We start from the raw sequence: 26,681 nt of genomic DNA on the forward strand, positions 1-26,681 counted from the left end.
GTGCGGCACCTGGGCACCTGGCGGCCCGGCCCCGGATGCGCCGCGCGGTGACGGTCCCGACGAAGCCGACCGCCACCGGCCGGTGCCGCCGACAAGGTGAGGACGGCGACGACTAACTCTTCGTGGCCTTCGCAGCCTTGCTCTTCGTGTCCTTCGCGGCCTTCGCCGCCGCCTTCATCTCCTGTTTGTGCGCCCGCACCTTCACCAGCGACTCCGGGCCGGTGATGTCGGCGACGGACCGGAAGGACCTCGGCTCGCCGTAGCTGCCGGCCGCCTCCCGCCACCCCGTGGGCCGGACGCCGAGCTGCTTGCCCAGCAGCGCGAGGAAGATCTGCGCCTTCTGCCTGCCGAAGCCGGGCAGTTCCTCGAGCCGTCCGAGCAGGTCCTTGCCGCTGTCCACGCCCTTCCAGACGGCACCGGCGTCACCGTCGTAGTGCTCGACGAGGTACTGGCAGAGCTGCTGGACGCGCTTGGCCATGGAGCCGGGGTAGCGGTGCACGGCCGGCTTCTCGGAGAGCAGCGCGGCGAAGGTCTCCGGGTCCTGGGCGGCGATGTCGTGCGCGTCCAGGTCGTCGGCGCCGAGCCGGTCGGCGATCGTGCGGGGCCCCTTGAACGCCCACTCCATCGGAACCTGCTGGTCCAGCAGCATTCCGACCAGCGCGGCGAGCGGGGACCGCCCGAGGAGCGCGTCGGCCTCGGGGTCCTGGGAGAGGTGAAGGGTGACGTCCATGCGTCGATGATCCCGCCTGTGCCGTCAGCCCGCGCGCCAGTACCCCAGCGCGTGCAGCCGATCCCTGGGGACGCCGAGTTCCTTGCGTACGTAGGCCGACAGCGTCCTGGTGGTGCGGGTGTCGCAGGCGATCCAGACGTACGGGTCGGGGGTGGCCGTCAGGAGGGCGGGCAGCTCGGCCCTCACCTGTTCGACGAGGTGGGCACCGGCGTCCACCCTGGGCACGTGCCGTATCTCATGGCGTGCGGGGTCGGTCCGGAAGGGGAGGCCGTCCGCGCCGTCGGGTGGGCCCTCGAACCAGACGGTCGCCGGGGCCGAACCGAGCGCCCCCTCGCCCGCGCCGAGCAGGGAGTTGATGGCGGGCAGGGAGGCGGGGTCGCCGATCACCAGGACGTGCGAGGGGGCCGGGACGGGCGGTTCGAAGCCGGTGCCCTGGACGGTCGCGTCGATCGTGTCGCCGGGTTTCGCCGCCCGAGCCCAGTCGCTGGCCGCGCCCTCGTGCAGGGCGAACTCCAGGGCGAAGGCGCCGGCCGCCTGATCCGGGTCGACGAGGGTGTAGGCCCGCTGGTGCGGCCGGCCCGCGTTCTCGAACCAGAGCCGGATCCAGATCGTCGGGTGGACGCCGGTGGCGGCGAGCAGCCCGCCGTCCGAGAGGCGCAGCCGGCGGTACTCGCCGGTGACCTCCTCCACGTCCGTGACGGTGAGCGTGAAGTCCTTCGCCCGCATCAGTCTGAGGACCGTGCCCTCCCAGCCCCGCCCCTGCGCCATGGCCTCCACACCCCTCGCGTACGATTTCGGCTCAATCCACTTAGGCAAGCCTAACCTAAAGCAAAAAGGGGCCAGAGGGTGACCACCGAGATCTACCGGGACGCCTGGGGCGTCCCGCATCTGCGCGCCGGCAGCGCCCTCGCCCTCGCCCGCCTCCAGGGATCGGTCACCGCCCGCGACCGTGCCTGGCAACTGGAGGTCGAACGGCACCGGGCGCGCGGCACCTCGGCGTCCTTCCTCGGCCCCGAGGCCCTGCCCTGGGACCTCTTCGTGCGCCGCGCCCGCCTCGACGACACGGCGAGACGCTGCTTCGGCGAGCTGGAGAGACAAGATCCGGAGACGGCGGACTGGGTACGGGCGTACGTCGACGGCGTCAACGAGGGGCTGGCCGGCGCCGACGCCCCCGAGTTCACCCGGACCGGCCTCGCCCCCGGCCGCTGGGAACCCTGGACCCCGCTCGGCGTCTGGCTGGCCACGCACATCCTGTTCGCCGGATTCCCCGCCAAACTGTGGCGCGAGGAGGCCGCCCGGCACCTCGGCCCCGAGGCGGTCGGCCTGTTCGCCACCGACGGGCCCGGCACCTCAGGCAGCAACGGCTGGCTGGTCGGCGGGGACCGCACGGTCACCGGGCAGGCGGTCATCGCAGGCGACCCGCACCGCTTCATCGAGGACCCCGGCGTCTACCAGCAGATCCGGCTGGCCTGCGACGAGTTCGACGTCGTCGGGCTCGCCGTCCCCGGTGTTCCCGGCATCGCCCACTTCGGCCACACCGGCACGGTCGCCTGGGCCATCACCAACGCCATGGCCGACTACCAGGACCTCTACCGCGAACGGCTGCGCCGCACCGGCGCGGGCGTCGAGGCACTCGGTCCTGACGGCACCTGGCGGCGGGTCGCCCGGCACACCGAACTCGTGCGTGTCGCGGGCGAGGAGACCGTCGAGGTGGAGGTCCTCGAGACCGAGCGCGGCCCGGTGATCGCCGGCGGCCCGGAAGGCCTCGACGACGGCACCCCGCTCGCACTGGCACTGCGCTATCCGCCCCGCGTCACCGCCGACCTGGGCTTCGATGCCCTCCTCCCCCTGCTCCGGGCCCGCCGGGTCGCCGACGTGGACCGTGCCTTCGACCGCTGGGCCGAGCCCGTCAACGTCGTCCAGGCCGCCGACACCGAGGGCGGTCTGCTGCACCGGGTCGCGGGCCGGGTGCCGCTGCGCGCCGAGGCGAACGGAACCCGGCTGGTGCCCGCCTGGGAACCCGGCCACGGGTGGACCGGCTGGCACGAGATGCCCCGAGCGGGACTGACCGACGGCCTCGCGGTGATGGCCAACCAGCGGGGCCCCGCCGCGGAACTGGGCGTCGAGTTCGCCCCGCCGCACCGGGCCGACCGCATCCGGGCGCTGCTGGGGGAACGCCGGCACTGGGCCGCGTCCGACATGCCGGCCATCCACACGGACACCCATCTGGCCTCCGCCGCGCCCCTGCTGGACCACCTGTCCGCCCTCGACGACCTGACCGGCCCGGCCGGCGACCTCCGCGACCGTCTGCTGCGCTGGGACCGCCGGATGGACGCCGACAGCCCGGAGGCGGCCCGGTTCGCGGCCCTGCGCAGCGCGCTGGTCCGCCGGCTCGCCGCCCACCCGGCCTTCGCGGCCCTCACCACCCCGCCTGCCTACCCGGAGGTCCTCCTCCCCTGGCTCGCCCTCCTCCCGCGCATCGGCTTCGCCCTCGAACACCTCCTGCGCGTCGAGGAGCTGTACGGGATCGACCGGGCGGCGCTGGTGCGGGAGGCCGTCGAGGAGGTCGCCTGGCAACCGGCCGCCCGCTGGGGCGACACCCACCGCCTCGCCCCCTGGCGGGCACTGCCCGACCCCACCCGGGAGGCCCCGGCCCTGGCCGGCGACCACGACTGCGTGCTGTGCACCTCGGCCGTGCCCGGCTGGACCGACCTCGCCGCGCGCGGCCCGGCCGCCCGTTACGTGTGGGACCTGGCCCGCCGCGAGGACAGCCTGTGGGTCGTCCCGTTCGGCGCGTCCGGTCTCCCCGGCCACCCCCACCACCACGACCAGCTCCCCCTGTGGCTCAAGGGCGAACTGACCCCGGTCGTCACCGACTGGGCACAGCTGACGAAGGAGAGCGACGATGACTGACAGCCGGGACAGCCGGGACAGCCGGGACAGCCGGGACAGCCGGGACAGCCGGGACAGCCGGGACAGCCGGACCGTCCGGGGCGCCTATGTGTACGAGCAGGTGGTCGACGGGTTCGGGACCTTCGGCATCCGTCCGCTCGACGCCGAGGGCGACGCGGACGTCGTCCACGGCTGGGTGCGCGAGGAGCGGGCCGTGTTCTGGGGCATGAACGGCCTGACGCGCGACCAGGTCGCCGAGATCTACGCCCATATGGCGGGCCTCGACACCCATCACGCCTTCCTGGCCGAGCTGGACGGCACCCCGGTCGCCCTCCTCCAGACCTACGAGCCGACCGAGGACCGGGTCGGCGAGTGCTACCCCGTCGAACCCGGGGACATCGGCGTCCACCTGCTCATCGCGCCGGCCGGCGAACGGGGGGCCCGGCCGGGCTGGTCGGCGGCGCTGATGGGCGTGTTCGCGTTGTACGTGCTGGTCGGCCTGGACCGGCCGCGTGTCGTGGTGGACCCCGATGTGCGCAACGGGAAGGCGGTCGCCCGCTTCCTCCGGCAGGGCTTCGAGGCCGGGCCGGTCGTCACGCTGCCGGAGATCGACCTGCCGGACGTGTACCTGCCGGAGAAGCGCGCGCAACTGGCGTTTCTACGCCGGGAGGTAGCGTTCCCCGGGTGACCTCACCGCTCACCCCCGAAGACCTGGTCGCCCTCACCCCCGAAGACCTGGTCGCCCTCCCCCATGCTCGGCTTCGTTCGCGCGGGGGACCCCGATCGACCTGGAGCCGATTCGCCGCGAGCCGGGAGGGCCTGGCCGAGGCGTGGCCGCAGGGGGTGCGGCGGTGGCGGGATGCGGTCGCGGTCGGCCGCCTGGGCCCGCCCGGAGGACGTCGGTGCCGCCTGCGTCTTACTGGCCTCCCCGCTCGTGTCCTGGATCACCGGACACGATCTGGTGGTCGACGGCGGGGTGTCGGCACGGCCGACCTGGTGAACCGGATGCCCTGTGCATGCGTACGTAAGCCCGAGCACACGAGTCTCGGGTCTCAAGCAAGGCGGAGCGGTGACGTGAGCGAGGGGCGAGATGGCGGACGACACGGTGGTGGGCGCCACGCCGACGGGCGACCCGGCGGCGGTCGACGCGGACTTCAGGGGCTGGTGCTGCTGGGCACCGTGCTGGTCCTGCTCCTCCTCGGCGGCGGACCGGCCTCGGCGCACGCGGCCCTCCGCGGCGCCGACCCCGCCGACGGAAGCGTCGTCAAGAAGGCCCCCGGCTCCATCACCCTCACCTTCACCGAGTCGGTAGGCCTGCTCGACGACTCCTTCCGCGTCTTCGACCCCGACAACCGGCGGGTCGAGACCGGCAGCACGAGCCACGCGGACGGCCGCGCCGACACCGCGCGGGTCAGGCTTCCCGCCAAGCTCGGCACCGGCACCTTCACGGTGGCCTGGCGCGTGGTGTCGGCGGACAGCCACCCGATCGCCGGCGCCTTCACCTTCTCGGTGGGCGAACCGTCCGCGATCCCGCCGCCCCTGCCCAGCACCTCCGTGGAGAACCCGGTCACCGGCGGCCTCTTCAACATCGGCCGCTACCTCGCGTACCTCGCCGCGGCCCTGCTCATCGGCACGGCCGCCTTCGTCGCCGTCTGCCGTCCGCCGGACGTCCGGCCCCTGGGCAGGCTGCTGCTGGCCGGCTGGTGGACGCTCGCCGGATCGACGGTGTTCCTGCTGCTGCTCCGCGGCCCGTACGAGACCGGCACCGGCCCCGCGCGGGTCCTGGACCCCTCGGAGCTCACCCGCACGCTGGGCACCCGGCCGGGACTGGCCCTGGTGGCGCGCCTCGCGCTGCTCGCGGTGGCCGCGGTCCTCCTCCTGCGGCAGCGGAAGGCCCTGCGGGAGGGGAAGGGCACGGGGGAGCGGCCGTCCCGCACGGCGCTGCTGACCGGCGCCGCGCTGGCGGTGGGCCTGGCCCTGACCTGGGCCGGCGCCGAACACGCGTCGGCCGGTATCCAGGTCCCGGCGGCGATGACGTCCTCGGTGCTGCACCTGCTGGCGATGGCGGTGTGGCTGGGCGGTCTGGCGGCCCTGCTCACCCTGTTCTACCGCGCGTCCGTCCCGTCGCGCGTGGTCGGCCGCTTCTCGCAGATCGCGGGCCTCGCGGTGACCGTCCTGGTGGTGACGGGCGTCTACCAGTCCTGGCGCGGTCTCGGCTCCGTGTCCGCGCTGACGGACACGACGTACGGGCGGGTCCTGCTGGCCAAGCTGGCCGCGGTGACGCTGCTGCTGGTGGCGGGTGCGCGATCGCGGCGGACGGTGACAAGGGAGAGGACGGCGAGGAGTGTGACCGTGGTGGCGGCCGAGGAGGAAGAAACGCGGGAAGCGCGGGTACCGGAGCCGGTGGGCGGACGATCCATGAGCGCGGTGGACGGTCTCGCGAAAGGCGCGACGCACAGCGCGGTGGACGGTCTCGCGGCAGACGCGGCGCACGGCTCGGTGGACGGTCTCGCGGCAGACGCGGCGCACGGCTCGGTGGACGGTTCCGCGGGTGGTTCGTCACTGCAGGAGGCACCCCGGCCGGCGGCGGCACCGGCCCTCACCCCGGCCGAGGACGCCCGGCGCCGTGCGCTGCGCCGCTCCGTGCTGGCCGAGGTCGTCGTCTCCGTCGTCGTACTCGTCCTCACGACCGTCCTGACGGGCACCCTGCCGGGTCGGGCGGCGGCCGAGGCGGCGACGGCTGAACAGTCCGCCGGCGTGCCCGTGGCCTCGGTGACCAACATCCCCTTCACCATCGACTCCGGCGACCCCGGTGTCCGTGGCGTCAGCGGCAAGGTGCAGGTCACCCTCGACCCGGGCCAGGTCGGCGACAACGGGCTCCAGGCGGTGGTCTACGGCGCCGACGGCGGCTTCGTCACAGTCCCCGAACTGCGCATCTCCTTCAGCCTCCCCGACCAGGACATCGGCCCCCTCGACGCCAAGATCACCGACCGGGGCGGCTACTGGGCCGCCGACGCGGTCAACCTGCCCATCGCGGGCACCTGGGAGATGAAGGTGACGGTACGGGTGTCGGACATCGACCAGGTGAGCGAGACGAAGCCGGTACGGATCGAGCGCTGAGGCGGCCGAGGCGGCCGAGGCGGCCGGGGCCGCGCCCTGCGCGGGGCGCGGCCGGTCAGTGTGCCGGGTCCGGTGTGGCGTGGCGGGCCGCGAGGGCACGTTCCTCCTCCTCGAGCCGGCGGGAGCACCGCGCGTCCGGGTCGTAGGCGACCGCCGTGCTCACACAGGTGCAGAACACCCGGGCGTCGCGCGTGACGCGGCTGGTGACGCGGAAGGTCGAGCGGCGCAGGTCACCGATGGTGGTGGTGATGGTGACCGGCTCCGGCTGGAGCACGAGGGGTTCCACGTAGTCGAGCTCGTGGCGTGCGTAGACGAACCTGGGGCGGATCTCCTGCCCGGGCAGTCCGGGACGCAGATAGAACATGTCCATGTGGGCGTCCTGGATCATCTCCAGCAGCCGGACGTTGTTCACGTGGTTCATGGAGTCCAGGTCGCTCATGCGTACCTGGCGGAGGTAGAGGTGCGGCCGGGAGTCCGGTACCTCCAGGGGCGTGCGCCCGGTGCTGGTGCGGCGGATGTCGGTCGCCAGGGCGTGGGTCAAGATGTCACTCCTCGGAACATCGGAACAGGGGGCCCGGCCACCGGCACCGGGTACGCGTACGCGGGATCCGGTGCAGGTGCAGGTGCAGGTGCCACTGGGACTGCGGGACTGCGGGACTGCGGGACTACAGGGCCCGCTCGATCAGGTCGGCCGCGGCCCCCGCCCCGCCGGCCGCCGCGATCTCCCGGCGCATGGCGGCCACGCCCGCGCGGATGTCCCGGTCGGACGAGACGCGCAGGACGGCCTCGCGCAGCGCCTCGGGGGTGACGCCCTCGCGCGGCAGGTGGACGCCCAGCCGTAGGCGTTCGATCCGGGCGGCGTTGACCCGCTGCTCGGCCATCTGCGGGACCGCCACCAGCGGTACGCCGTAGTGCAGGGCCTCCATCGTGCCGCCCATTCCGGCGTGGGTGACAAAGGCGTCCGCGTGGGCGAGCACCGCCAGTTGGGGCACATGGGGATGGACTTCGACGTTGTCGGGCAGCGGCCCCAGCCCGTCCACCGGGACTGCCGGGCCGACGGACATGACCACATGCCAGGGCAGCTCGGCGAAGGCCTGGACGCAGGACCGGTAGAACTCCGGCCGCCGGGTGAACTGGGAGCCCAGCGAGACGAGCAGGACGGGCAGGTCCGGCCGGGGCGGCTGCCAGGAACCCTGGTAGGAGCGGTCCCCGAGGGCCGGTCCGACGTAGGCGACGCGCTGAGCCGCGACGGTGTCCGCCCGGCGCTGGAAGGCCCGGGGGAAGAAGGCGACGGCGTGTTCGGGCCGTACGAGGTCTTGGATCCGCGTGCTGTCGACGCCCTGTTCGGCGAAGGCGGCCGCCAGTCGCCCGAAGCCCGGCAACTGGGGGAGCCCTGGCACGTCGAAGAACTCGGGGACGATGCCGTCGTAGGCCAGATGGGTGGGTGACGCCACGACGGCCGGCACCTGCCACCGCGCCCCCAGCATCAGGCCCGCGAAGGCGTAGATGTCGCACAGCACCAGGTCCGGACGGTCCCTGCCGTACGCGCGGGCCAGGACGGGCAGGGACGCCAGCGCCACCTCCACGACCCGTGCGAACCCCTCGCCCATGTCCTCCGGCGCCTCCGAACCGTCCCCCGGGTCCGGGTAGAGCACGGGCTCGGCACCGGCCGCCTTCACCTGGTGCACGAAGTCCTCGGTGACGGCGTAACTGACCCGGTGCCCCCGCCGTACGAGCTCCTCGACGACCCCCAGCGTCGGGTTGACGTGCCCGTGCATCGGAACGTTGAACACGGCGATGTGCGCGGGAAAGGGCGCGGGGAAGGGCACGCGAACGGGCGCGGGAATGTGCGCGGGATTCGGATGAGTACCAGGCACGACACGCAACTCCTGTCCGGCACGGAGCCGGGGCGGGGGACTTGAGGACGGGGCGCCCGAACGGCGGACGCGGAGTCCCGATTAAAGGCGCACGGACACCGTTCGTGACCGCAAACCTGCGGCAGTGTCACCCCATCAGGGAGCCTCCACGGCCGCGCGTTGACACCGGCGGAACCCTTGCGGGGCACCCACCGGGCACCTGCGCGGCGCACCCCGGGAGGGGGTCGGCGACGTAGCGGACGTGACCGCCGGTCCGATCGGCCGTTGGGGGTACAGGACGTCGTCCCTCAGCAGCCGGCCCACGACAGGACCGGCTCAAGACGGGGGACGGCCCATGACAGGAGCAGTCTCATGCCCGGATCGCATCTGCCCTTGATGGAAGAGGGGATGGCCCGCTGGCCGTTCGGCCCGCCCAACGCCGGGATCGCCCTGGACTTCGTGGGCGCTCCGCCCGCGCTGGACGAGCTGCGGGCCCTGGTGGAGGAACGCTGGAAGGCGCTGCCCAGGCTCACCCAGACCCTGGTCGCCCCCGGCGCCGCCCGGACGGGCCTGGCCTGGTGGACCGGCCGGCACCGCTGGGCGCGGCGGGACGGCCACGGCCTGGCCCAGCAGGTCGGCAGCGCGGACAGCACCCTCCGGGAGGCGGTCGGCCAGTGGTTCCACACGCCGTTCCCGGCCGACCGGCCACCGTGGAGCCTGCACCTTCTGCGCGGGACCACGGAAGGGGAGTTCTCCCTGCTGTTCCGGATGCACCACAGCCTGCTCGACGGCCGTTCCCTGACGACCCTGCTGCGCGCCCTCTTCGACGACGGCCGACCGCTGGAAGGACCCGCGTCGCTGGCGGTGCCCGGCCCCCGGCGACGGACCGTCCGTCCCGGCCCGGCGGGGGGCGGCCCGCCGGGCCTGCTGACCACGGGCCGTGCGGTGCCCCTGCCACACCGGGGTGCCCGGGAGCCCGCGTACACCGTCGTACGGCTGCGGGCCGACGTCCTGCGGGCGGCGCGCGAAACCGTCCGGGTGGGAGAGGCCGGCTCCGCGCGCCCGGCGACCACCAACGAGGTGTTCCTGGCGACGGTCTCCGGCGTCCTGCGTTCCTGTCTGTCGGCTTCGCCCTCCGCGTCCGCCCCCCTCGGGGACGGCCTGTCCGCGGATGCGGAGCCGAGACAGGTGTGGCTGTCGGTCCCGGTGGACGAGCGGCCCGACGACTGCGGTGAGTTCCTCGGCAACGCGTTCGCCAACGTCCGGGTCCCCGCGCCGGTGACGCTGTCCGACCCGTCGGCCCGGCTGACCGCGTGCATCGGTCTGCTGACCACCGTCACCCGGCCCCGGCGCACCGCGGAGAAACTGGTCGAGGGCACGCTCGGGGCGGTGCCTGGGGCGACCCTGGCGCTGGCCGGCGGCAAGATCTTCGCGCCCGCGTACGCGCCGGCGGCCTGCTCCTACGTCCATCTGCGCGAGCAGGGCCGGACGCTGGCCGGACGACCGCTGCGGCACCTGACCATCGTCCCCATGGTGCCCCCGGCCGACACGGTCACCTTCGCGCTGGGCGGCTGCTCACCGGGTCACACGCTGAGCGTCGCCACCAACTCGGGCAGCCAGGACGCCGGCCTGCTGGCGGAGGCGTTCCTCGACGAACTGACCCTCCTCGCCGAAGGGGCCCGCCGACCCGCCGACCGCCGAACGGGAAGAGCCGCTGAACGGGAAGAGCCGCTGAACGAGAAGACCCGCTGAACGAGAAGAGCCGCCGACGTGTCGACGTCGGCGGCCCTTTTTGCGGCCGTCCGCGAAACCACTGTCACCGGCCGGAGCTAGCTCGCCTTGCGTCGAGCCGCACCCATGCCGGAGAGGGATGGCTGCGCATCCTCGAGCAGGAAGATTTCGTCCTCCCCGAAGTCCGGGGCCTGGAAGGGGTTCGTCGTCGGAGGCGGCGATGCCGCGGTGGCATGGCGGGTCGCCCCTTCCGGAGCGGAGAACAGCGAGGTCGGGTCGATGAGAGGTCTCCCATTCGTTACAGGGCCGTGGAAGGTCCTGGCGTGCCGTGACCGGGCACAACGGCGGTCCTACAGCTTGCTCATCTTGGAGTAGGGGCTCAGGATCCGCATTTGCGCCGAACCGAAATCCACGAGCGCGGCGATTCCGTCCTCGATGCCGATCACCCGGCCGAGGCCGTACATGTCGTGCGTGACCTGGTCGCCCACCTCGAAGTGCTTGGGAGACGGTGCGGCCGGGGCCTTGAAGGGACTGGTAGGCAGGTACCGCTTCTGTGCAGATGGCTTTGTCATTGCCTCCAGTATGGGCCTGGATGTACCGCTCGTAGCGGTCGTCTGCTCCGCTGTTCGTCACAGACTCGGGGAGTGAGCACCGCTCCGGCGGCTGAGCCGGGCCGCCGTACGCCGCTGACCTGGGCGTTCGACCGACGGGCCGACTGAGCCCGCGCATCAATTGTTATGTCTGGTGTCAGGCCCGGTGTCAGGTCCGGAACCGACTTTTCCGGGAGGTGCGCCCGTCGCCCTGGACGTCCGGCGCGTAGTGCTCCGGCTTTCCGCGTGCGGACGGCGGCGGAAGGTTCCGCCGTGGTGTGCCCACCGGCTCGGCGTCGGCCGCGAGCTCACCGCGGGAGCGGCGCCAGCCCGCCCGGGCCCGGGGGTGGTAGCGCCGGTCGTGCGGGACCAGTACGAACAGGGCGCTGATCAGCCGGCAGACCCGGCGATGCCGCCGGGCGTCGCGCGGCGACCAGGTGAAGCCGAGCAGGTCGCGGACCTCCTGGTCGTACAGCCCGACGGTGAACCAGACGAAGGTCCGCCCGATCAGCGCGCCGACCGGGCGCCACATCGCGTCCGGCAGCCACGGCAGGACGGGCGGCTTCGCGATCCCGGCGATGTCGAGCACGTCGCGGGTGGCCTTGTTGTCCTCCAGCACCTCCGTGCACATGTGCCGCCAGTAGAGCTGGAAGTCCTCCCAGCTCTCCGGCACCGGCCGCATGCTCATGCCGTACAGCCGGTACCACTGCACGTGCTCGTCGAACAGTCGGCGCTTCTCCGCCTCCCCGATGCCACCGGCGAAGCGCTCCGCGATCAGGATCGTGCTGACGAAGAACGTGGAGTGCGCCCAGTAGTAGGTGTCGGGATCCAGTGCGTGGAAGGGACGCCCCCGGGCGTCGACGCCCCTGATCCGGGCGTGGTAGCCGCGGACCTCGAGCGCGGTCCGGCGGGCGCGCGGACCGTCGTAGACGACCCCGAAAATGGGATAGAGCGAGCGGAGCAGGCGCTGCCAGCGTTCCTCGAAGAAGCGCGAGTGCTGTTCCACGCCCGCGCCCAGCCCGGGATGCATGTTCTGCATCGACCCGGCCCACAGCGCGGTGAGAAGGCCACGCCAGTCACCGAGGTACTTCCAGGTCAACGAGTCCGGCCCGAGCGGCTCGGGCGCCGCCCCTGCCACCAACTCCCGTTCCCCTCCCGGCTCTTCACGGATCTCCTCCATGGTCAGACCATGCCCGTCGACGCCGGATTCCGAAAGGCCGCGCGGCGACACCGGAGTGGGACGACGGGGTCCGGCCTGCCCACCCAGTCCGGCCCTCCGGCGCTCACCGAGGTGATGACCGCGGTGAGCGCCGCGGTGACGGTCGCGCTGCCCGGCGCGGTCACCAGGCAGTCCACCTCGCCTTGGGCGGTGTACGTGATGTTCCGCTCCGCGGAGTAGCGGGAGACGGCGACCGTGCCGTACGCGTCGGTCGGTAAGCCGGTGGACGCGCGGGGACCGGTTCGCTGTACGGGGCAGCGTGCGCGTCGAACGCGAACGAACGGATATCGGCGTCATTCACATAAGGCAACCGGAATTCGGCTGACCCGGTCACACTCGCGTGCGCCGGCCGTTCCTGCGACTTCCCGGAGGCCGTGGCACCAGTGACCACGATGGCGGAAACCACCCAGGCGATGACCACGGCCAAGGATGCCGGGGCGGGGTGACCTGCTACCAGTACAAGGTCGACCAGCGCTGCTGCGCTGATCCGTTGCAGTCCCAGAGTTGGACCTTGGTGCCGTTCCCGCCGATGGTGTTCAGATCGGCGTCGACGCAGCGATTGCTGTATCGGCTGAGGACCTGGTGGGAAGCGCCGGTGGAGCCGCCTGTGATGGTCCACTTCTGCTGCAATGACCCATTGCAGTCCCAGAGTTGCACCTTGGTGCCGTTCGCACCGATGGTGTTGAGATCGGCGTCGAGACACTTTCCGCTCTTTGAACTCCTGATGGTCCCGTCACCATAGAGAACCCAATTCTGCTGGGTGCTCAGGTTGCAGTCCCAGAGCTGCACCTTGGTTCCGTTCACGCGGATGGTGTTGAGGTCGGCGTCGACACAGCGACCGCTTTTCTGGCTCTTCCAGACGAAGACGGGATGGCTGGCAGCCTGAGCGGGTTGGATGCCCCCAGCCGCCAGAAGCCCAGCCGTCAGAGCACATGCCGTCATGATTTTTTTGACCATGGTCAGCCCCCCTGCAATACCGCATACTTTTGCGGCCGGACACCTAATATTGCATGATTTGGTGCCGATTCGGCGGCATTCAGAATAATTATCACAAAAGAACAGTAGTGGTCATTATTGAAATCACTTATCGCAAATCCGCTCAAGCCTGTTGGTGCTCGGTCCAGGAACGCGTACGGACGCCTACGTCTTCACCTCGCCGATCGACGGAGTGCTGAGCCCGAACCGGGTGTTTCCTGGCCGCCCGTCCGTGCAGGGGGAGGCGTTCCCGTACGGGTGAGACGGCGCTCCGCGGTCCCGCTGCTCCGTGGAGTCGGGCCGAGGCGACACGGCCGCGGGAACAGGGAAAACGGAGTGATGGCCAACGCGAGGGAGCGGCTGGGTGTGCTGCTCGGAGGGTCGAAGGCGGCGGAGTCCAGCGCCCGGCTCGAAGCACCGGCGGACGGCGTCGGCCTTGAGATGGCCGGGGTCGGACCGGTGCGTCTGCCGCTCCGGTACCACCCCAGCCGTCATGTACATCTGCTACTTCATGACATGAGTGAACCGGTGATCGAATCCATGGCGGATGTCCGCAGTCACCTCGCTGACGTCATCGATCGCGCCCGCCGGGAGGACACCCCGACGATCATCACTCGGCGGGGCAAGCAGGAAGCCGTAGTGATCGACATCCAGGAGTACCAGCGCCTGCGTGAGATCGCGGAGAAGGCCGAAGAGGCGTGGCTCAACCAGCTGGCCGACGAAGCCGAGTCCGAGGGTGCGGAGGGCTCGGTCTCGCTCGAAGAGATGGCCGCCTTGTTGCGTGCCGATCAGGGCTGACCCGATGGGGCACGTCACGCGCTTCACGCCGCACGCCCAGCGGGACATGCTCAAGATCCCGCGCCCGGACGCCCTGCGCATCCTCTACCGCCTCGCTGAACTCCGGAAGGCGCTGGACGTCGGCGGCACCGCCTCCTTCGACGTCAACGCCCTCCAGGGGCACAGCGCCCGCTGGCGGCTCAGGGTCGGCGACTACCGCGTTGTCTACACCGTTGAGGACGGTCAACTGATCGTGTGGGTCCCGGCCGCCGGCAACCGCCGCGATATCTACCGCCAAGTTCCATAGGCCCTCCGCAGTGCGGGTTGGTGCCGACTGCCCGCCGGGGATCGCGGGGGCGTACGCCTGCCTGTTTGTCGAGATGTTCTGAAGGCCCGAGCCCGAACACCGACTTCCACACCTGGAAGCGGCTGCTTCGGGATGCCGGTGTCCGGAACGGCCGTCTTCGTGACGCTCGCCACACTGCCGCGACCGTCCCGCTGATCCTCGGCGTCCCGGACGTCGTGATCGACTCGATCATGGGCTGGGAGCCCGGGGGAGCCGCTCGGATGCGCGGCCGGTACATGCATGTGACGGGGACCATGCGCCGCAAGGTCGCGCAGCAAGTCGGCGACGCTCTTCGGGAGCTCCCGAAAACGGGCTCAGAGACGAACTGGGACAGAAACTGAGACGGCCAACGACGAAGGGCCCCGCCGCGAACGGTGGGGCCCTTCGACATCGTGCCCGGTGAGGCACTGGCGGAGGATACGAGATTCGAACTCGTGAGGGGTTGCCCCCAACACGCTTTCCAAGCGTGCGCCCTAGGCCACTAGGCGAATCCTCCGCGGCAAACAATACAAGACGTTGAGGAGTGCTCGCGAACTCGTTCCCCCCGCTCAGATCCTGTAGCCTGTGCGCAGCCCCTCACGCGGCGCTATCTGACTGAACTCCCCCAGGGCCGGAAGGCAGCAAGGGTAGGTCGGCTCTGGCGGGTGCGTGGGGGGCGCTTGCGTTCGCGGGGCCGGGCGGAGGGCCCGTGCGCGGGACCTGATGTCAGTGGGCGCCTATAACCTCGTATACGTGTCGTCTCTCGCGCTGTACCGCCGCTATCGCCCGGAGTCGTTCGCCGAGGTCATCGGGCAGGAGCATGTCACCGGCCCGCTGCAGCAGGCGTTGCGGAACAACCGGGTCAATCACGCGTACCTGTTCAGCGGGCCGCGAGGGTGCGGGAAGACCACCAGCGCGCGGATCCTGGCCAGGTGCCTGAACTGCGAACAGGGGCCCACGCCGACCCCGTGCGGTGAGTGCGAGTCCTGCAAGGACCTGGCGAGGAACGGGCCGGGGTCCATCGACGTCATCGAGATCGACGCCGCTTCGCACGGCGGTGTGGACGACGCCCGTGACCTGCGGGAGAAGGCCTTCTTCGGGCCCGCCCGCAGCCGTTACAAGATCTACATCATCGACGAGGCCCACATGGTCACGCCGGCCGGTTTCAACGCGCTCCTCAAGGTCGTCGAGGAGCCGCCGGAGCATCTGAAGTTCATCTTCGCGACGACCGAGCCCGAGAAGGTCATCGGGACCATCCGGTCGCGGACCCACCACTATCCGTTCCGGCTCGTGCCGCCGGGGACGCTGCGGGACTACCTCGGTGAGGTGTGCGGACAGGAGGCCATCCCCGTCGAGGAGGGTGTGCTGCCGCTCGTCGTGCGTTCCGGCGCGGGTTCCGTGCGTGACTCCATGTCCGTCATGGACCAGCTGCTGGCCGGCGCGAGCGACGCCGGTGTGACGTACGCCATGGCCACTTCCCTGCTCGGGTACACGGACAGCTCGCTGCTCGACTCCGTCGTCGAAGCCTTCGCCACCGGTGACGGCGCCGCCGCCTTCGAGGTCGTCGACCGGATCATCGAGGGCGGCAACGACCCTCGCCGTTTCGTCGCCGACCTGCTGGAGCGGCTGCGGGACCTCGTCATCCTCGCCGCCGTCCCGGACGCGGCCGAGAAGGGGCTCATCGACGCCCCCGCCGACGTGATCGAGCGTATGCAGGCCCAGGCCGGTGTCTTCGGCGCCGCGGAACTGAGCCGCGCCGCCGACCTCGTCAACGAGGGCCTCACCGAGATGCGCGGCGCCACCTCGCCCCGTCTCCAGCTCGAGCTGATCTGCGCGCGCGTGATGCTGCCCGCCGCCTACGGAGACGAACGGTCCGTGATGGCCCGCCTCGACCGCATCGAGCGCGGTGTGAACTTCTCGCCGGGCGGCGCTGTGCAGGGGACGGCGCAGGGGGCGCCCGCGATGCCGACGATGGGTTACGTGCCCGGGCCCGAGGCGCACGGCGGGGCCACCATGCCCGGGGGGGCGCCGATCGCGCCCGGTGGCGGGGTTGCCGCAGCCCGCGCAGCGGTGCGGGGTCCGGGGCCGGGTTCGGGTCCGGCCCCGGGGCAGCATCCCGGTCCGGGTGGTCAGGGGCCCGGCCAGGCGACTGTGCCTGCCGCGCCGGCGCCCGCGGAGCCTTCGCCCGCGCAGCCCTCGCCCGCCCAGCCTCCGGTCGCCCCGGCACCCGCGCCGACGCCCGCTCCGGCCGTGGCCTCCGCTTCCGTCCCGCCGGTGGAGGAGGCTCCGGCCGCGAGCCCCCAGGCTCCTGCCCAGTCCGCTCCCGGCGCCTGGCCCACCGCAACCGCGGCGGGCAGCGGACGCCGCCCCGGCGGCTGGCCCACGGCCACGCCCGCGGGCGGCGGCGGACGGCCCCCGGCGCCCCCCGCCTCCCCCTCCGCCCCCTCGGCTCCGGCCCCGGCAGCCACCCAGGCGCCCTCGCCCGCCGCCGGTACGTACGCGCCCCCCTCCGGCGGGCTCGACCCCCGCATGCTCTGGCCGAACATCCTGGAGGCCGTCAAGAACCGCCGTCGCTTCACCTGGATCCTGCTCAGCCAGAACGCACACGTGGCGGGCTTCGACGGCACCACGCTCCAGCTCGGTTTCGTCAATGCCGGCGCCCGCGACAACTTCGCGAGCAGCGGCAGCGAGGAGGTGCTGCGGCAGGCGCTGGCCGAGCAGTTCAGCGTCCAGTGGAAGATCGACGCGGTCGTCGACCCGTCCGGCGGTTCGGCGCCCCCGCCGACCGGCGGCTTCGGTGGTGGTGGCGGTTTCGGCGGCGGCGGTGCGCCTGGCGGCCACGGCGGACCCGCGGGCCACAACAGCCCCGGCGGCTACGGCGGTGGCGGTACGACGGGCCCTTCCGGCACGGCTGCGCCCCAAGCGCCGGCTGCCCCCGGCTCCCCTGACCAGCAGGCATCCCCGTCGGCGTCGGCCTCCGCCTACCCGGCCCCCGCCCCGGCACCTTCCCGTCCGGCCGCTCCGGAACCGGTGGCCCCCGAGGACGACATTCCCGAGGACGACGACCCCGACCTCAACGAGTCGGCTCTCTCCGGCTACGAACTCATCGTGCGCGAACTCGGAGCGACGGTGGTCGAGGAGTTCACCAACGAGTAGGCACGCGCCGTGAGCGGACCTGTCGGCGCTCGGCGCTCGGCGGGCGCTTGAGGGCTCGGGCGCTCGGGTGCTTGGGCGAGCAGAGGCAGGCACGCCCGTGGGGCACGATTGCGGGAACGCTTGTAGAAACGCACGATGTCCCCGCCCCGAGGCTTTCGGAAGCCCGCACAAACACCCCGCCCCCGGCCCGTTAGGCTGACACCCGTGAACGTCCTCGTCATCGGCAGCGGCGCCCGCGAACACGCGCTGTGCCGCTCACTGTCCCTCGATCCCGCCGTCACCGCGCTGCACTGCGCCCCCGGCAACGCCGGCATCGCCGAGGTCGCCGAGCTGCACCAGGTCGACGCCCTGGACGGCGACGCCGTCTCCGCGCTGGCCGTGGAGCTCGGCGCCGAGCTGGTCGTCGTAGGCCCGGAGGCGCCGCTGGTCGCCGGGGTCGCCGACGCCGTGCGCGGGGTGGACATCCCGGTGTTCGGCCCCTCCAAGGAGGCCGCGCAGCTCGAGGGCTCCAAGGCGTTCGCCAAGGACGTGATGGCCGCGGCCGGCGTACCGACCGCCCGCTCCTACGTCTGCACCACCCCCGAGGAGGCTGCCGAGGCCCTCGACGCCTTCGGCGCCCCGTACGTCGTCAAGGACGACGGTCTGGCCGCGGGCAAGGGCGTCGTCGTCACCGACGACGTGGAGGCCGCCGCGGTGCACGCGGCCGGCTGTGAGCGTGTCGTCATCGAGGAGTTCCTCGACGGCCCGGAGGTCTCCCTCTTCGCGATCACCGACGGCGTCAGCGTCGTCCCGCTCCAGCCCGCCCAGGACTTCAAGCGCGCGCTCGACGGCGACGAGGGCCCCAACACGGGTGGCATGGGCGCCTACTCGCCGCTGCCCTGGGCCGATCCGAAGCTGGTGGAGGAGGTCCTGGAGACCGTTCTCCAGCCGACCGTCGACGAGATGCGCCGCCGCGGCACCCCCTTCTCCGGTCTGCTCTACGCCGGCCTCGCGATCACCAGCCGCGGTGTCCGGGTGATCGAGTTCAACGCCCGCTTCGGCGACCCCGAGACGCAGGTCGTCCTGGCCCGGCTGAAGACCCCGCTGGCCGGTGTCCTCAAGGCGGCCGCCACCGGTGAGCTCGCCGACCTGCCGCCCCTGCGCTGGAGCGACGACGCGGCCGTCACCGTCGTCATCGCCTCGCACAACTACCCCGGCGCCCCGCGCACCGGCGACCCGATCACCGGCCTCGCCGAGGTGGCCGCCGAGGACGCCCCACACGCGTACGTGCTGCATGCCGGCACGAAGTACGACGGTGACGACGGCGACACGGTCGTCAGCGCCGGCGGGCGCGTGCTGTCCGTCACGGCGACCGGCGCCGACCTCACCGAGGCCCGCGAGCGCGCCTACAAGGCGGTCACGCGCATCGGTCTCGACGGTTCCCAGCACCGTACGGACATCGCGGCGAAGGCGGCGGCGGGCGCGTAGACAGCGGCTCAGCAGAAGCCTCAGAAACCTCTCAGGCCCCGGTGGCCATGGAACTCCGCACGGAGGACCCATGGAACCCGGGGCCTGATCGTTGCCCACCGTCATTCACCTTTCCCCAAAGCCATTCCATCGTGTGAGCGCTGAGCTATCCGGCTGACGTGGGCCGGAGCGCCAACTAGGGTGCGGCGCAAGCGTCCCGGTACTCGTTCCGGCACTTGGCCCACCGGCATTGCGATGTCAGTGGTCGGTGCCACAGTGGGGGAGTGAGCACTGCGAAGACAGCCGGGGGAAACAGGACTGCAGGGAGGGGGTGAGGTCCGGTCGTGACCGGTATGGGAGTGGAGATGGGCGCGCAGGCCGCGCGCGCCCGGGCGCTGGCGGTGCTGCGCATCCGCAGCCGGGCGCTCGCCGTCGCGCTGCTGCCCGCGGCCGCCGCGGTGATCCTGCTGGCGGGCGGTTCCGCCGGGCACTTCGTGGGCCCGGGGTGGGACACCGCCCGCTGGATCGTGTCCGCCGTCGCGCTCGTCGTACTGCTCGCCGCCGGTGTCATCGGCCTGGTCGTCGCCCGCGCGCGCCCCGCCGTCAGCCCGACGGTCGCCGTCGCCGAGGAGGCGGCCCCCGACCTGTACCGGCTGGTTCGTGACCTGGCCGACCGTCTCGACGTTCCCGCGCCCTCCGCGATAGCGCTCACGCCGGACTGCGACAGCTGGCTGGAGGACCGCACCCACCCGGCCCACGGCCCGTCCCCGTCCCGCGGCGGTGACGAGATAGCCGGCCCGGGCGGCTCCCACGGCCCCCTCCACCGCCGTACGACGGCGGCACCCGTCCTTGTCATCGGCTCCCCGTTCCTGTGGTGGATGCGCGTCGGCGAGCTGCGCGCCGTCCTGGCACCGGTCGTCGCCGGTACGGGACCTTCGGCGCACCCCGACATAGCGGCGGCCCGGCGCTTCGTGCGCGGGCTGGACGCCGCGGTGGCCGTCTGCGGTTACCGCGGCGACCGGTATCCCGCGCTGCGACCGGCCTGTTCGGGCATCGGCTGGGTCGCGCGCGCGATGCTGCGCGGCTGTCAGACCCACGCCGGCGAGATGGAGCGCGGCGTGGCCGCCGCGGCCGCCGAGCGTGCGCAGACCGTGGACTACGGCCTGCGCATCGTCGCCCAGGAGCAGGTGGGCCTTGCGTACGCGGGCTGGGACCGGTTGCTGACGCGTGTGGCGCTGCCCGCCTGGCGGATGGGCCGCTGGCCCTCCCGGCTGGACGCGGGCGTCGTGGCCGCCCTCACCGAGCTGTCCCGGCGGGACCGTCTGGCCGAGGGGTTCGCCTCCCGCCTCGGTGAGCGCCCCGCCTGCGACCTGCTCGAAGAGCCGGGCACGATCGACGAGGCCGCCTCGCTGCTCGCCGCCCGCCTCTTCCACGGCGGCCCTCCGGACCCGGGTCCGGACTGGGCACCGGTGGCCTGGGAGGACTACCCGGACGAGGTCGTCGACCGCAAGTGGCGCACCGACGCGGCCCGGCTCCACCGAGTCCTCGACGCGCTCGGCGTCCGCCGCGCCCCCGGCCTCACCACCTCGTCCCACCCCTGCGGCGCCGGCGGCCCCACACTGGCCCGCATCCTGGACCACCTGACGGCCAGGCCCGACGTGGACGACTCCCGCCTGACGGACGGGCCCGACGGGGGCGATCCACGCCTGACGGGCAGGTCAGGCGACGGCGGCGACCCTCATCGGACGGCCAGGCCCGACGCGGACGATCCCCGCCTGACGGACGGGCCAGGCGACGGGCACGACTCGCGCCTGGCTGACAGGCCCGACGGGGACGACCCTCATCGGACGAACCCGGCCCACCCGGCACCCACCCCCGCACCGACGGAGAAGCTGGGCATACCCTTCGCCGACCCCGAAATCCGATCGGCGCCATCCCCGTCCCCCGCCGACCCCCCGGCTGCCTCGGGCCCAGCCGCGCACCCCACCACCACTCCCTCCGCTGCCGGTATCGCCCCGGCGCCTGACGTGGCCAGCAGTTTCGAACCGGCCCCGAGCAGTGACCCGGCTACGACTTCCGACCTGAGCCCAGGCCTCGGGCGGGGGACGAGCCACCCGAGCCCCGGCCCCGCCGCGGCCTCCGACCGGGGTCCGAGCCCCGACCCGAGCCCTGATCCGCACCCGGCCCCCGACCCGGGTCCGGGCTCCGACCTCGCTTCGGACCCCGGGCCCATCACCCCGGCTTCCGTCCCCGCCCATGAGACCGCTTTCCCCCCCGATGGCGAGGACCCCGTGCCTCCGAACCCCCGCAGTGCCGCCCTCGCCGCCGGGCTCGGCGCCGAGCTGGGGCGGGAGGAGGCCGCGGCCGCGGCGGCCGCGCCCCCCGCTCCGGCCGGTCCCCCGGCGCCCGGGCAGGGCCCCGACATGGCCCTCTGGGACGAGGACGCGCTCCCCCTCTTCCCGCTCCAGCCGCCGCGCACCGACCGCGAGCTCCTGGCCGACCACGTCACGGCGATGGTCTGCTGCGCCGCGATGGACACCGTCGGCGCGATCCCGGGTCTCGACTGGCTCGACGGCCCGACCCTGCTCGTCGACGGTGAGCGCGTGCCCGACCTGACCCCCCGGGTGCTCAGCCTCGTCGAGGACGGCGACGCGGTCCCCCTGCGCACCTGGCTGGTGGAGCTCGGTATACGCCCGGAGAAGCCGGTGCGGCTCGGCTGAGCACGGCGATGCACCACCGCTGCCCGCGCGCCGCCCACCGAGACCGCCCGGACCGACTGCCCGCCCCACCGAGACCGCCCGGACCGACTGCCCGCCCCACGAGACCGCCCGGACCGGACGAACCAGAGGGACCGCCTGGACCGCCCTCGCGCCGAGCCACGCCGGACGGCCCGCCGTCGGCCCCGCCGGACGGACCGGCCCTCCCGGCCCCTGCATGCCGTCCTCTGCCCGCCCCCTCCAACCACCCCCCCCGTCCCCCCGTCCCCGACCTCCAGTCGACCCCGACCGCCCTCAACAGCCCGTCGGACGAGTTCTATCGGAGCCCCTGATTCCACTTTCGGCCAATTCGCAACGAATAGTGACTGCCTGCGCGCGGTATGTGATGTGCTGGGACCGATCGAGCCCATGGCAAGGGCTTGCGACATAGGCCAGACGCGCACGGCGATCACGTACGCACGAACCATCACGGGGGCACACGGGAGGGGAGCACCATGGGACCCGGACCAGTACCGGCACCAGGACCGGAACACATCCGCCGATGGGAGTCGGGAGCACTGGCCCACGCCGTGACGGACCCTTTCGGGCAGGGCCCCGTCCCCTGGCTGCGCGGCAGCGAGACCTACTTCGACGACACCGGCCAGGTCGTCCCCTGGTATGTGGACCAGGTGCCTGCTCCCGCCCGGCGCGGCACCCCCCACGTCCCCGGCCCCCGCACCGCGTCCTCGGCCGGAGGCCCCCGCTCGGCCGACGACGTGCACCGTCAGATCAAAGGCTTCGTCTCCACCGGCGCGGTCGCCCCCGGCGACGCCGTCGACTTCCACATCACGGTCGACCCGCCCCAGGAATTCAGCGTCGACATCTACCGCATCGGCCACTACGACGGTGACGGCGCCGCCAAGATCACCACCAGCCCGCGGCTCTCGGGCATCGTCCAGCCCCCGCCGCTGACCGCCGACCGCACGGTCTCCTGCCACCACTGGTGGCTCTCCTGGCGCCTGCAGGTCCCGTCGTACTGGAACGTCGGCGCGTACGTCGCCGTCCTCACCACCGTCGACGGCTACCGCTCCCACGTCCCCTTCACGGTCCGCGACCACCACCCCGCCGATCTGCTCCTGATACTCCCCGACGTCACCTGGCAGGCCTACAACCTCTACCCCGAGGACGGCCGCAGCGGCGCCAGCCTCTACCACGCCTGGGACGAGAGCGGCCGCCTGCTCGGCGAGGCCGACGCCGCGACCACGGTCTCCTTCGACCGTCCGTACGCCGGGGCCGGCCTCCCCCTCCATGTCGGTCATGCCTACGACTTCATCCGCTGGGCCGAGCGCTACGGCTACGACCTCGCCTACGCCGACGCCCGCGATCTGCACGCCGGTCACATAGACCCCACCCGTTACCGCGGCCTGGTCTTCCCCGGCCACGACGAGTACTGGTCGACCACCATGCGCCGCACCGTGGAACTCGCCCGCGACAGCGGCACCTCGCTCGTCTTCCTCTCCGCGAACTCCCTCTACTGGCAGGTGGAGTTGGGCCCGTCCCCGTCCGGTGTGCCCGGCCGCCTGCTCACCTGCCGCAAGCGCAAGGGGCCCGGCAGGCCCGTCCTCTGGCGTGAGATCGACCGCGCCGAGCAGCAGCTGGTCGGCATCCAGTACGCGGGCCGGGTGCCCGAGCCGCACCCGCTGATCGTCCGCAACGCCGACCACTGGCTGTGGGAGGCGACCGGGGCGCTCGACGGTGACGGCATCGAGGACCTGGTCGCGGGCGAGGCCGACCGCTATTTCCCGCGCACCCCCCTCCCGCCCCACGAGGACCGCATACTCCTCGCCCACTCCCCGTACGCCGACAGTGAGGGCGTCCTCCGGCACCAGGAGACCTCGCTCTACCGGGCCACCTCCGGCGCCCTGGTCTTCGCCTCCGGCACCTTCGCCTGGTCCCCGGCCCTGGACCGCCCCGGCCATGTGGACCCCCGTGTCCAACGCGCCACGGCCAACCTCCTGGACCGCATCTGCAAACGCGACTGACCTCGCCACGCCCTCTCGACCGCCTTGTGCCCGCCCCTCGACTTCCCTCTCCACGACCCTCGACCGGCCCCTGCGCGCTCCGCGACCGACCTCTGTACGCCCGCAACCGACTCTGTACGCCCGCCGCAACCGACTCTGTACGCCCGCTCGTCCCACCCGCTGTCCTCGAGCGATCCCGATGTACGGGACAATCAGCCCACAGGACAGAACCACGGGGAGGAACCGTGTCCGGATTCGTAGAAAAGCCCGAGCCCCTTCAGGTGCCGGGCCTGGTGCATCTGCACACCGGCAAGGTGCGCGAGCTGTACCAGAACGAGGCGGGCGACCTCGTGATGGTCGCCAGCGACCGCACGTCCGCCTTCGACTGGGTGCTGCCGACCGAGATCCCCGACAAGGGCCGCGTCCTCACCCAGCTCTCCCTGTGGTGGTTCGACCAGCTCCGCGACCTGGTCCCGAACCACGTCCTGAGCACGGAGCTGCCGGCCGGCGCCCCCGCAGACTGGGCGGGCCGCACCCTGGTCTGCAAGTCGCTCCGGATGGTCCCCGTCGAGTGCGTGGCGCGCGGGTATCTCACCGGCTCGGGCCTCGTCGAGTACAAGGAGTCCCGCACGGTCTGCGGCCTCGCCCTTCCCGAGGGTCTGGTCGACGGCAGCGAACTCCCCGCCCCGATCTTCACCCCCGCCACCAAGGCCGCCGTCGGCGAGCACGACGAGAACGTCTCCTACGAGGAGGTCGCCCGTCAGGTCGGTGCCGACACCGCCGCCCAGCTCCGCCAGGCGACCCTCGCCGTCTACGGCCGTGCCCGCGACATCGCCCGGGACCGGGGCATCATCCTCGCCGACACCAAGTTCGAGTTCGGCTTCGAGGGAGAGAACCTGGTCATCGCCGACGAGGTCCTCACGCCGGACTCCTCCCGCTTCTGGCCGGCCGACCAGTGGCAGCCCGGCCGCGCGCAGCCCTCGTACGACAAGCAGTTCGTGCGCGACTGGCTGACCTCGGCCGAGTCCGGCTGGGACCGCGCGAGCGAGCAGCCCCCGCCGCCCCTGCCCCAGCACATCGTGGACGCGACCCGCTCGAAGTACATCGAGGCCTTCGAGCGCCTCACGGGCACCAGCTGGACCTGACGCGAAAGGCCCCGGTCGATGACCGGGGCCTTTGCGATGGAGCGGACGACGAGGCTCGAACTCGCGACCTCAACCTTGGCAAGGTTGCGCTCTACCAACTGAGCTACGTCCGCAATGCGCCGTGGCGCGAGGCCAACTATACCCAACCCCGCTCCCGGGCGAGCCGTACCGCCGCGTGCCGGTTCTCCGCCCCGAGTTTCGAGACGGCCGAGGACAAATAGTTCCTTACGGTCCCCTGGGACAGCGCGGCCCGCTCGGCGATCTCCGCGACGGGCGCCCCGTCGGCGGCGAGTTCGAGTACCTCCGCCTCACGGGAGGTCAGCGGCGAGTCACCGGCGGCGATCGCGTCGGCGGCCAACTCCGGGTCGACATAACGGTTACCGCCATGCACGGTACGGATGATCTCCGCGAGCCGCTGCGCGCTCACCGTCTTGGGGACGAACCCGCGCACACCCGCCGCGAGCGCCCGCTTGAGATGCCCGGGCCGCCCGTGGCTCGTGACGATCAGTACCCGGCAGTCGGGCAGTTCGGCACGCAGGGATGTGGCGACGCTCACACCGTCGGCGCCCGGCATCTGCAGATCCAGGACGGCGACGTCGGGCCGGTGCGCCATCGTCATCGCCAGCGCCTCCGGTCCGGTGGCCGCTTCGGCGACGATCACCAGGTCGTCCTCCAGGGAGAGCAGCGCGGCCAGCGCACCCCGGATGAGGTGTTCGTCGTCGGCGAGCAGTACCCGCACGGTCATGAAGTGACCTCTCTCATGGCGGCCTTTCCGCTCAGCGGCACCTCGGCGACGACCCGGAAGACGTCCGCCCCGACGAACCCGGCCTCCAGTGTCCCGTCCACCCCCCGCAGCCGCTCCCGCAGCCCGGTGAGCCCCGACCCGTCGCCGCTCCCGGAGGCGGAGGACCCGGCGCCGTCATTTTCCACCGTCAGCACCACGCGGCCCTCCGGCATTCGCAACGCCACCGAGCACCGCCCGGCGTCTCCGTGCCGCAGCACATTGGTGGTGGTCTCCCGCACCACCCAGCCGAGCGCCGACTGCACCTCGGCGGGCAGCCCGCCGGCCTCCCCGCTCACCTCGCACGCGATCCCGGCCGCCCGCAACACCCCCTGAGCCCCGGCCAGTTCGACCCCGAGGTCGGCCTCCCGATATCCCCGCACGACAGCGCGTACCTCCCTCTGTGAATCCTGCGCCATCCGCTGGACCTCGATCATCTGCTCCACGGCCTCCGGTCGCCCGCGCCTGGCCAACTGCACGGCCAGCTCGCTCTTCAGTGCGATCACCGCCAGATTCCGCCCCATCACGTCGTGCAGGTCCCGCCCGAACCGCAGCCGCTCCTCGGCGACGGCGAGCCGGGCCTCGACCTCCCCGGCCCGGTCCGCCTCCCACAGCACCGCCAGGTTCCAGGCGCTGCAGCGGCAGGCGAACAGCGAGAAGCACGTCGCGAAGGCGGTCAGGAGCCCCACCATGAAGATCCCCGCCGCGTTCGGTTCGGCCCAGCCGAAGGCGGCCATGAGCAGCACGGCGAGCAGCGTGGAGTGCCGAAGGAACAGCCGGATGGGCACCACGAGCCCGTACAGCATCCCGAAGGGCAGCAGCGCGGCTCCTATGCAGAGCCTGACGGTCACCGGGTCGGCACCACCCAGCACGGTGAGCACCAGGGCCAGTGCCAGACCCAGGGTCAGCAGCGCGGCTGCGGGGTACAGGGCGCGGGGCGGGAGCTCGGCGCGGCGCAGGTAGTGGTCGAGGACGGGCCGCGTGAGCCGGTTCGCCTCGGCGCACTGGAGGGCGCCCGACAGCAGCAGCAACCCGCCGACGAGCAGTGGCGCGGGACGCTGCTCGAGCCCGCCCACCAAAGGCAGCGCGAGCCAGGCGAAGGAGAAGAACCAGGTGGTGAAGTACCAGGTGCCCAGGGTCTGCAACTCGACCCGTTCTGCCTTGCTGCGGTCCCGCCAGTGACGCCGCTGCCACCCCCGAATGCGGCCCAACATCCTTGCC

Annotated in this window: 21 protein-coding genes, 2 tRNA genes, 1 other RNA gene and 2 pseudogenes; 15 read left to right on the top strand and 11 right to left on the bottom strand. The window is 72.4% G+C overall.

The genetic code is table 11. From position 1 onward, the window contains the following. Positions 1-112: 112 nt before the first annotated feature. Positions 113-730 carry an HhH-GPD-type base excision DNA repair protein gene (locus ACFWBB_RS27055; protein ID WP_385277498.1) on the bottom strand — a complete coding sequence of 206 codons (618 nt, stop codon included), beginning with the start codon at positions 728-730 and terminating at the stop codon, positions 113-115. Positions 731-754: 24 nt separating this feature from the next. Continuing rightward, a complete protein-coding gene (locus tag ACFWBB_RS27060; protein ID WP_385277500.1) occupies positions 755-1,498 on the bottom strand; it encodes a siderophore-interacting protein in 744 nt (247 codons plus the stop codon). Positions 1,499-1,576: 78 nt separating this feature from the next. Here ACFWBB_RS27060 and ACFWBB_RS27065 point away from each other — a divergent pair, with 78 nt between their 5' ends. The 4 genes and pseudogenes from ACFWBB_RS27065 (at position 1,577) to ACFWBB_RS27080 (ending at position 6,742) form a co-directional block, all read left to right on the top strand. Continuing rightward, entirely contained in the window at positions 1,577-3,643 is a 2,067-nt protein-coding gene (locus ACFWBB_RS27065) for a penicillin acylase family protein (protein ID WP_385277502.1), read from the top strand. Then, positions 3,636-4,310 (top strand): GNAT family N-acetyltransferase, encoded by a 675-nt coding sequence (locus ACFWBB_RS27070; protein ID WP_385277504.1) that lies wholly within the window; start codon positions 3,636-3,638, stop codon positions 4,308-4,310. Before ACFWBB_RS27065 ends, ACFWBB_RS27070 begins: the two co-directional genes overlap by 8 nt. A gap of 122 nt (positions 4,311-4,432) precedes the next feature. Continuing rightward, positions 4,433-4,622 (top strand): annotated as a pseudogene (locus ACFWBB_RS27075) (SDR family oxidoreductase); the annotation flags it as partial. Between the two features lie 164 nt (positions 4,623-4,786). Then, a complete protein-coding gene (locus ACFWBB_RS27080; protein ID WP_385277570.1) occupies positions 4,787-6,742 on the top strand; it encodes a copper resistance CopC/CopD family protein in 1,956 nt (651 codons plus the stop codon). A 55-nt stretch (positions 6,743-6,797) separates the two neighbouring features. Here ACFWBB_RS27080 and ACFWBB_RS27085 read toward each other — a convergent pair whose 3' ends face one another. Further along, on the bottom strand, positions 6,798-7,283 hold the full coding sequence (locus ACFWBB_RS27085; RefSeq protein WP_385277506.1) for an acyl-CoA thioesterase: 486 nt from the start codon (positions 7,281-7,283) through the stop codon (positions 6,798-6,800). Positions 7,284-7,407: 124 nt separating this feature from the next. Then, on the bottom strand, positions 7,408-8,571 hold the full coding sequence (locus ACFWBB_RS27090) for a macrolide family glycosyltransferase (RefSeq protein ID WP_385277572.1): 1,164 nt from the start codon (positions 8,569-8,571) through the stop codon (positions 7,408-7,410). A gap of 399 nt (positions 8,572-8,970) precedes the next feature. Between ACFWBB_RS27090 and ACFWBB_RS27095 the strand changes: the two genes are divergently transcribed. Beyond that, entirely contained in the window at positions 8,971-10,350 is a 1,380-nt protein-coding gene (locus ACFWBB_RS27095) for a wax ester/triacylglycerol synthase domain-containing protein (protein ID WP_385277508.1), read from the top strand. A 329-nt stretch (positions 10,351-10,679) separates the two neighbouring features. Here the strand turns inward: ACFWBB_RS27095 and ACFWBB_RS27100 are convergent, their stop codons facing one another. Both ACFWBB_RS27100 and ACFWBB_RS27105 read right to left on the bottom strand, forming a co-directional pair. Then, on the bottom strand, positions 10,680-10,901 hold the full coding sequence (locus tag ACFWBB_RS27100) for a hypothetical protein (protein WP_385277510.1): 222 nt from the start codon (positions 10,899-10,901) through the stop codon (positions 10,680-10,682). Between the two features lie 187 nt (positions 10,902-11,088). Beyond that, positions 11,089-12,099: an oxygenase MpaB family protein gene (locus ACFWBB_RS27105; protein ID WP_385277512.1), complete on the bottom strand. Its 1,011-nt coding sequence runs from the start codon at positions 12,097-12,099 to the stop codon at positions 11,089-11,091. Between the two features lie 9 nt (positions 12,100-12,108). Between ACFWBB_RS27105 and ACFWBB_RS27110 the strand changes: the two genes are divergently transcribed. Beyond that, on the top strand, positions 12,109-12,318 hold the full coding sequence (locus ACFWBB_RS27110; RefSeq protein WP_385277514.1) for a hypothetical protein: 210 nt from the start codon (positions 12,109-12,111) through the stop codon (positions 12,316-12,318). A 270-nt stretch (positions 12,319-12,588) separates the two neighbouring features. Here the strand turns inward: ACFWBB_RS27110 and ACFWBB_RS27115 are convergent, their stop codons facing one another. Next, entirely contained in the window at positions 12,589-13,095 is a 507-nt protein-coding gene (locus tag ACFWBB_RS27115) for an RICIN domain-containing protein (RefSeq protein WP_385277516.1), read from the bottom strand. 357 nt (positions 13,096-13,452) lie between these two features. On the opposite strand from ACFWBB_RS27115, the gene ACFWBB_RS27120 reads away from it, so the two are divergent. The 3 genes and pseudogenes from ACFWBB_RS27120 to ACFWBB_RS27130 form a co-directional block, all read left to right on the top strand. Then, positions 13,453-13,911, top strand: coding sequence for a type II toxin-antitoxin system Phd/YefM family antitoxin (locus ACFWBB_RS27120; protein WP_385277518.1), 459 nt, complete (start codon positions 13,453-13,455; stop codon positions 13,909-13,911). A 4-nt stretch (positions 13,912-13,915) separates the two neighbouring features. After that, positions 13,916-14,197 carry a type II toxin-antitoxin system RelE/ParE family toxin gene (locus ACFWBB_RS27125; protein WP_385277520.1) on the top strand — a complete coding sequence of 94 codons (282 nt, stop codon included), beginning with the start codon at positions 13,916-13,918 and terminating at the stop codon, positions 14,195-14,197. Positions 14,198-14,280: 83 nt separating this feature from the next. Beyond that, a pseudogene (locus ACFWBB_RS27130) lies at positions 14,281-14,577 on the top strand (site-specific integrase); the annotation flags it as partial. A gap of 67 nt (positions 14,578-14,644) precedes the next feature. Here ACFWBB_RS27130 and ACFWBB_RS27135 read toward each other — a convergent pair. Continuing rightward, positions 14,645-14,732, bottom strand: a tRNA-Ser gene (locus ACFWBB_RS27135). A gap of 71 nt (positions 14,733-14,803) precedes the next feature. Between ACFWBB_RS27135 and ffs the strand changes: the two genes are divergently transcribed. From ffs to ACFWBB_RS27165, 6 genes are all read left to right on the top strand, one after another. Then, positions 14,804-14,902, top strand: an RNA gene (ffs, locus tag ACFWBB_RS27140) — signal recognition particle sRNA small type. A 66-nt stretch (positions 14,903-14,968) separates the two neighbouring features. After that, positions 14,969-17,371 carry a DNA polymerase III subunit gamma and tau gene (locus ACFWBB_RS27145; protein ID WP_385277522.1) on the top strand — a complete coding sequence of 801 codons (2,403 nt, stop codon included), beginning with the start codon at positions 14,969-14,971 and terminating at the stop codon, positions 17,369-17,371. A gap of 204 nt (positions 17,372-17,575) precedes the next feature. Further along, positions 17,576-18,838, top strand: a complete 1,263-nt coding sequence (gene purD, locus ACFWBB_RS27150; RefSeq protein WP_385277524.1) for a phosphoribosylamine--glycine ligase — start codon at positions 17,576-17,578, stop codon at positions 18,836-18,838. A 332-nt stretch (positions 18,839-19,170) separates the two neighbouring features. Then, positions 19,171-21,537, top strand: a complete 2,367-nt coding sequence (locus ACFWBB_RS27155; RefSeq protein WP_385277573.1) for a hypothetical protein — start codon at positions 19,171-19,173, stop codon at positions 21,535-21,537. A gap of 491 nt (positions 21,538-22,028) precedes the next feature. Then, entirely contained in the window at positions 22,029-23,555 is a 1,527-nt protein-coding gene (locus ACFWBB_RS27160) for a N,N-dimethylformamidase beta subunit family domain-containing protein (RefSeq protein WP_385277526.1), read from the top strand. Between the two features lie 224 nt (positions 23,556-23,779). Then, a complete protein-coding gene (locus ACFWBB_RS27165) occupies positions 23,780-24,679 on the top strand; it encodes a phosphoribosylaminoimidazolesuccinocarboxamide synthase (protein WP_385277528.1) in 900 nt (299 codons plus the stop codon). A 37-nt stretch (positions 24,680-24,716) separates the two neighbouring features. Here ACFWBB_RS27165 and ACFWBB_RS27170 read toward each other — a convergent pair. The 3 genes from ACFWBB_RS27170 to ACFWBB_RS27180 all read right to left on the bottom strand — a co-directional run bounded on the left by ACFWBB_RS27170 (position 24,717) and on the right by ACFWBB_RS27180 (position 26,674). Then, positions 24,717-24,792: transfer RNA gene (locus tag ACFWBB_RS27170), tRNA-Gly, on the bottom strand. Between the two features lie 23 nt (positions 24,793-24,815). Beyond that, positions 24,816-25,424: a response regulator gene (locus ACFWBB_RS27175; protein WP_385277530.1), complete on the bottom strand. Its 609-nt coding sequence runs from the start codon at positions 25,422-25,424 to the stop codon at positions 24,816-24,818. Further along, entirely contained in the window at positions 25,421-26,674 is a 1,254-nt protein-coding gene (locus ACFWBB_RS27180) for a sensor histidine kinase (RefSeq protein ID WP_385277532.1), read from the bottom strand. The genes ACFWBB_RS27175 and ACFWBB_RS27180 overlap by 4 nt, the downstream gene beginning before the upstream one ends. Positions 26,675-26,681 lie beyond the last annotated feature (7 nt).

Origin of the sequence: Streptomyces sp. NPDC060000, from assembly GCF_042737375.1 — a bacterium.
In the GTDB taxonomy this organism is placed as follows: Bacteria; Actinomycetota; Actinomycetes; order Streptomycetales; family Streptomycetaceae; genus Streptomyces.

Excerpts from the sequence above, each read along its gene's own strand:
- ACFWBB_RS27060 (WP_385277500.1), bottom strand. The coding sequence starts at position 1,498 with ATGGCGCAGGGGCGGGGCTGGGAGGGCACGGTCCTCAGACTGATGCGG.
- ACFWBB_RS27125 (WP_385277520.1), top strand. The coding sequence starts at position 13,916 with ATGGGGCACGTCACGCGCTTCACGCCGCACGCCCAGCGGGACATGCTC.
- ACFWBB_RS27120 (WP_385277518.1), top strand. The coding sequence starts at position 13,453 with ATGGCCAACGCGAGGGAGCGGCTGGGTGTGCTGCTCGGAGGGTCGAAG.
- ACFWBB_RS27110 (WP_385277514.1), top strand. The coding sequence starts at position 12,109 with ATGCCCGTCGACGCCGGATTCCGAAAGGCCGCGCGGCGACACCGGAGT.
- ACFWBB_RS27115 (WP_385277516.1), bottom strand. The coding sequence starts at position 13,095 with ATGGTCAAAAAAATCATGACGGCATGTGCTCTGACGGCTGGGCTTCTG.
- ACFWBB_RS27105 (WP_385277512.1), bottom strand. The coding sequence starts at position 12,099 with ATGGAGGAGATCCGTGAAGAGCCGGGAGGGGAACGGGAGTTGGTGGCA.
- ACFWBB_RS27070 (WP_385277504.1), top strand. The coding sequence starts at position 3,636 with ATGACTGACAGCCGGGACAGCCGGGACAGCCGGGACAGCCGGGACAGC.
- ACFWBB_RS27175 (WP_385277530.1), bottom strand. The coding sequence starts at position 25,424 with ATGACCGTGCGGGTACTGCTCGCCGACGACGAACACCTCATCCGGGGT.
- ACFWBB_RS27055 (WP_385277498.1), bottom strand. The coding sequence starts at position 730 with ATGGACGTCACCCTTCACCTCTCCCAGGACCCCGAGGCCGACGCGCTC.
- ACFWBB_RS27095 (WP_385277508.1), top strand. The coding sequence starts at position 8,971 with ATGCCCGGATCGCATCTGCCCTTGATGGAAGAGGGGATGGCCCGCTGG.
- ACFWBB_RS27180 (WP_385277532.1), bottom strand. The coding sequence starts at position 26,674 with ATGTTGGGCCGCATTCGGGGGTGGCAGCGGCGTCACTGGCGGGACCGC.
- ACFWBB_RS27160 (WP_385277526.1), top strand. The coding sequence starts at position 22,029 with ATGGGACCCGGACCAGTACCGGCACCAGGACCGGAACACATCCGCCGA.
- ACFWBB_RS27155 (WP_385277573.1), top strand. The coding sequence starts at position 19,171 with ATGGGAGTGGAGATGGGCGCGCAGGCCGCGCGCGCCCGGGCGCTGGCG.
- ACFWBB_RS27100 (WP_385277510.1), bottom strand. The coding sequence starts at position 10,901 with ATGACAAAGCCATCTGCACAGAAGCGGTACCTGCCTACCAGTCCCTTC.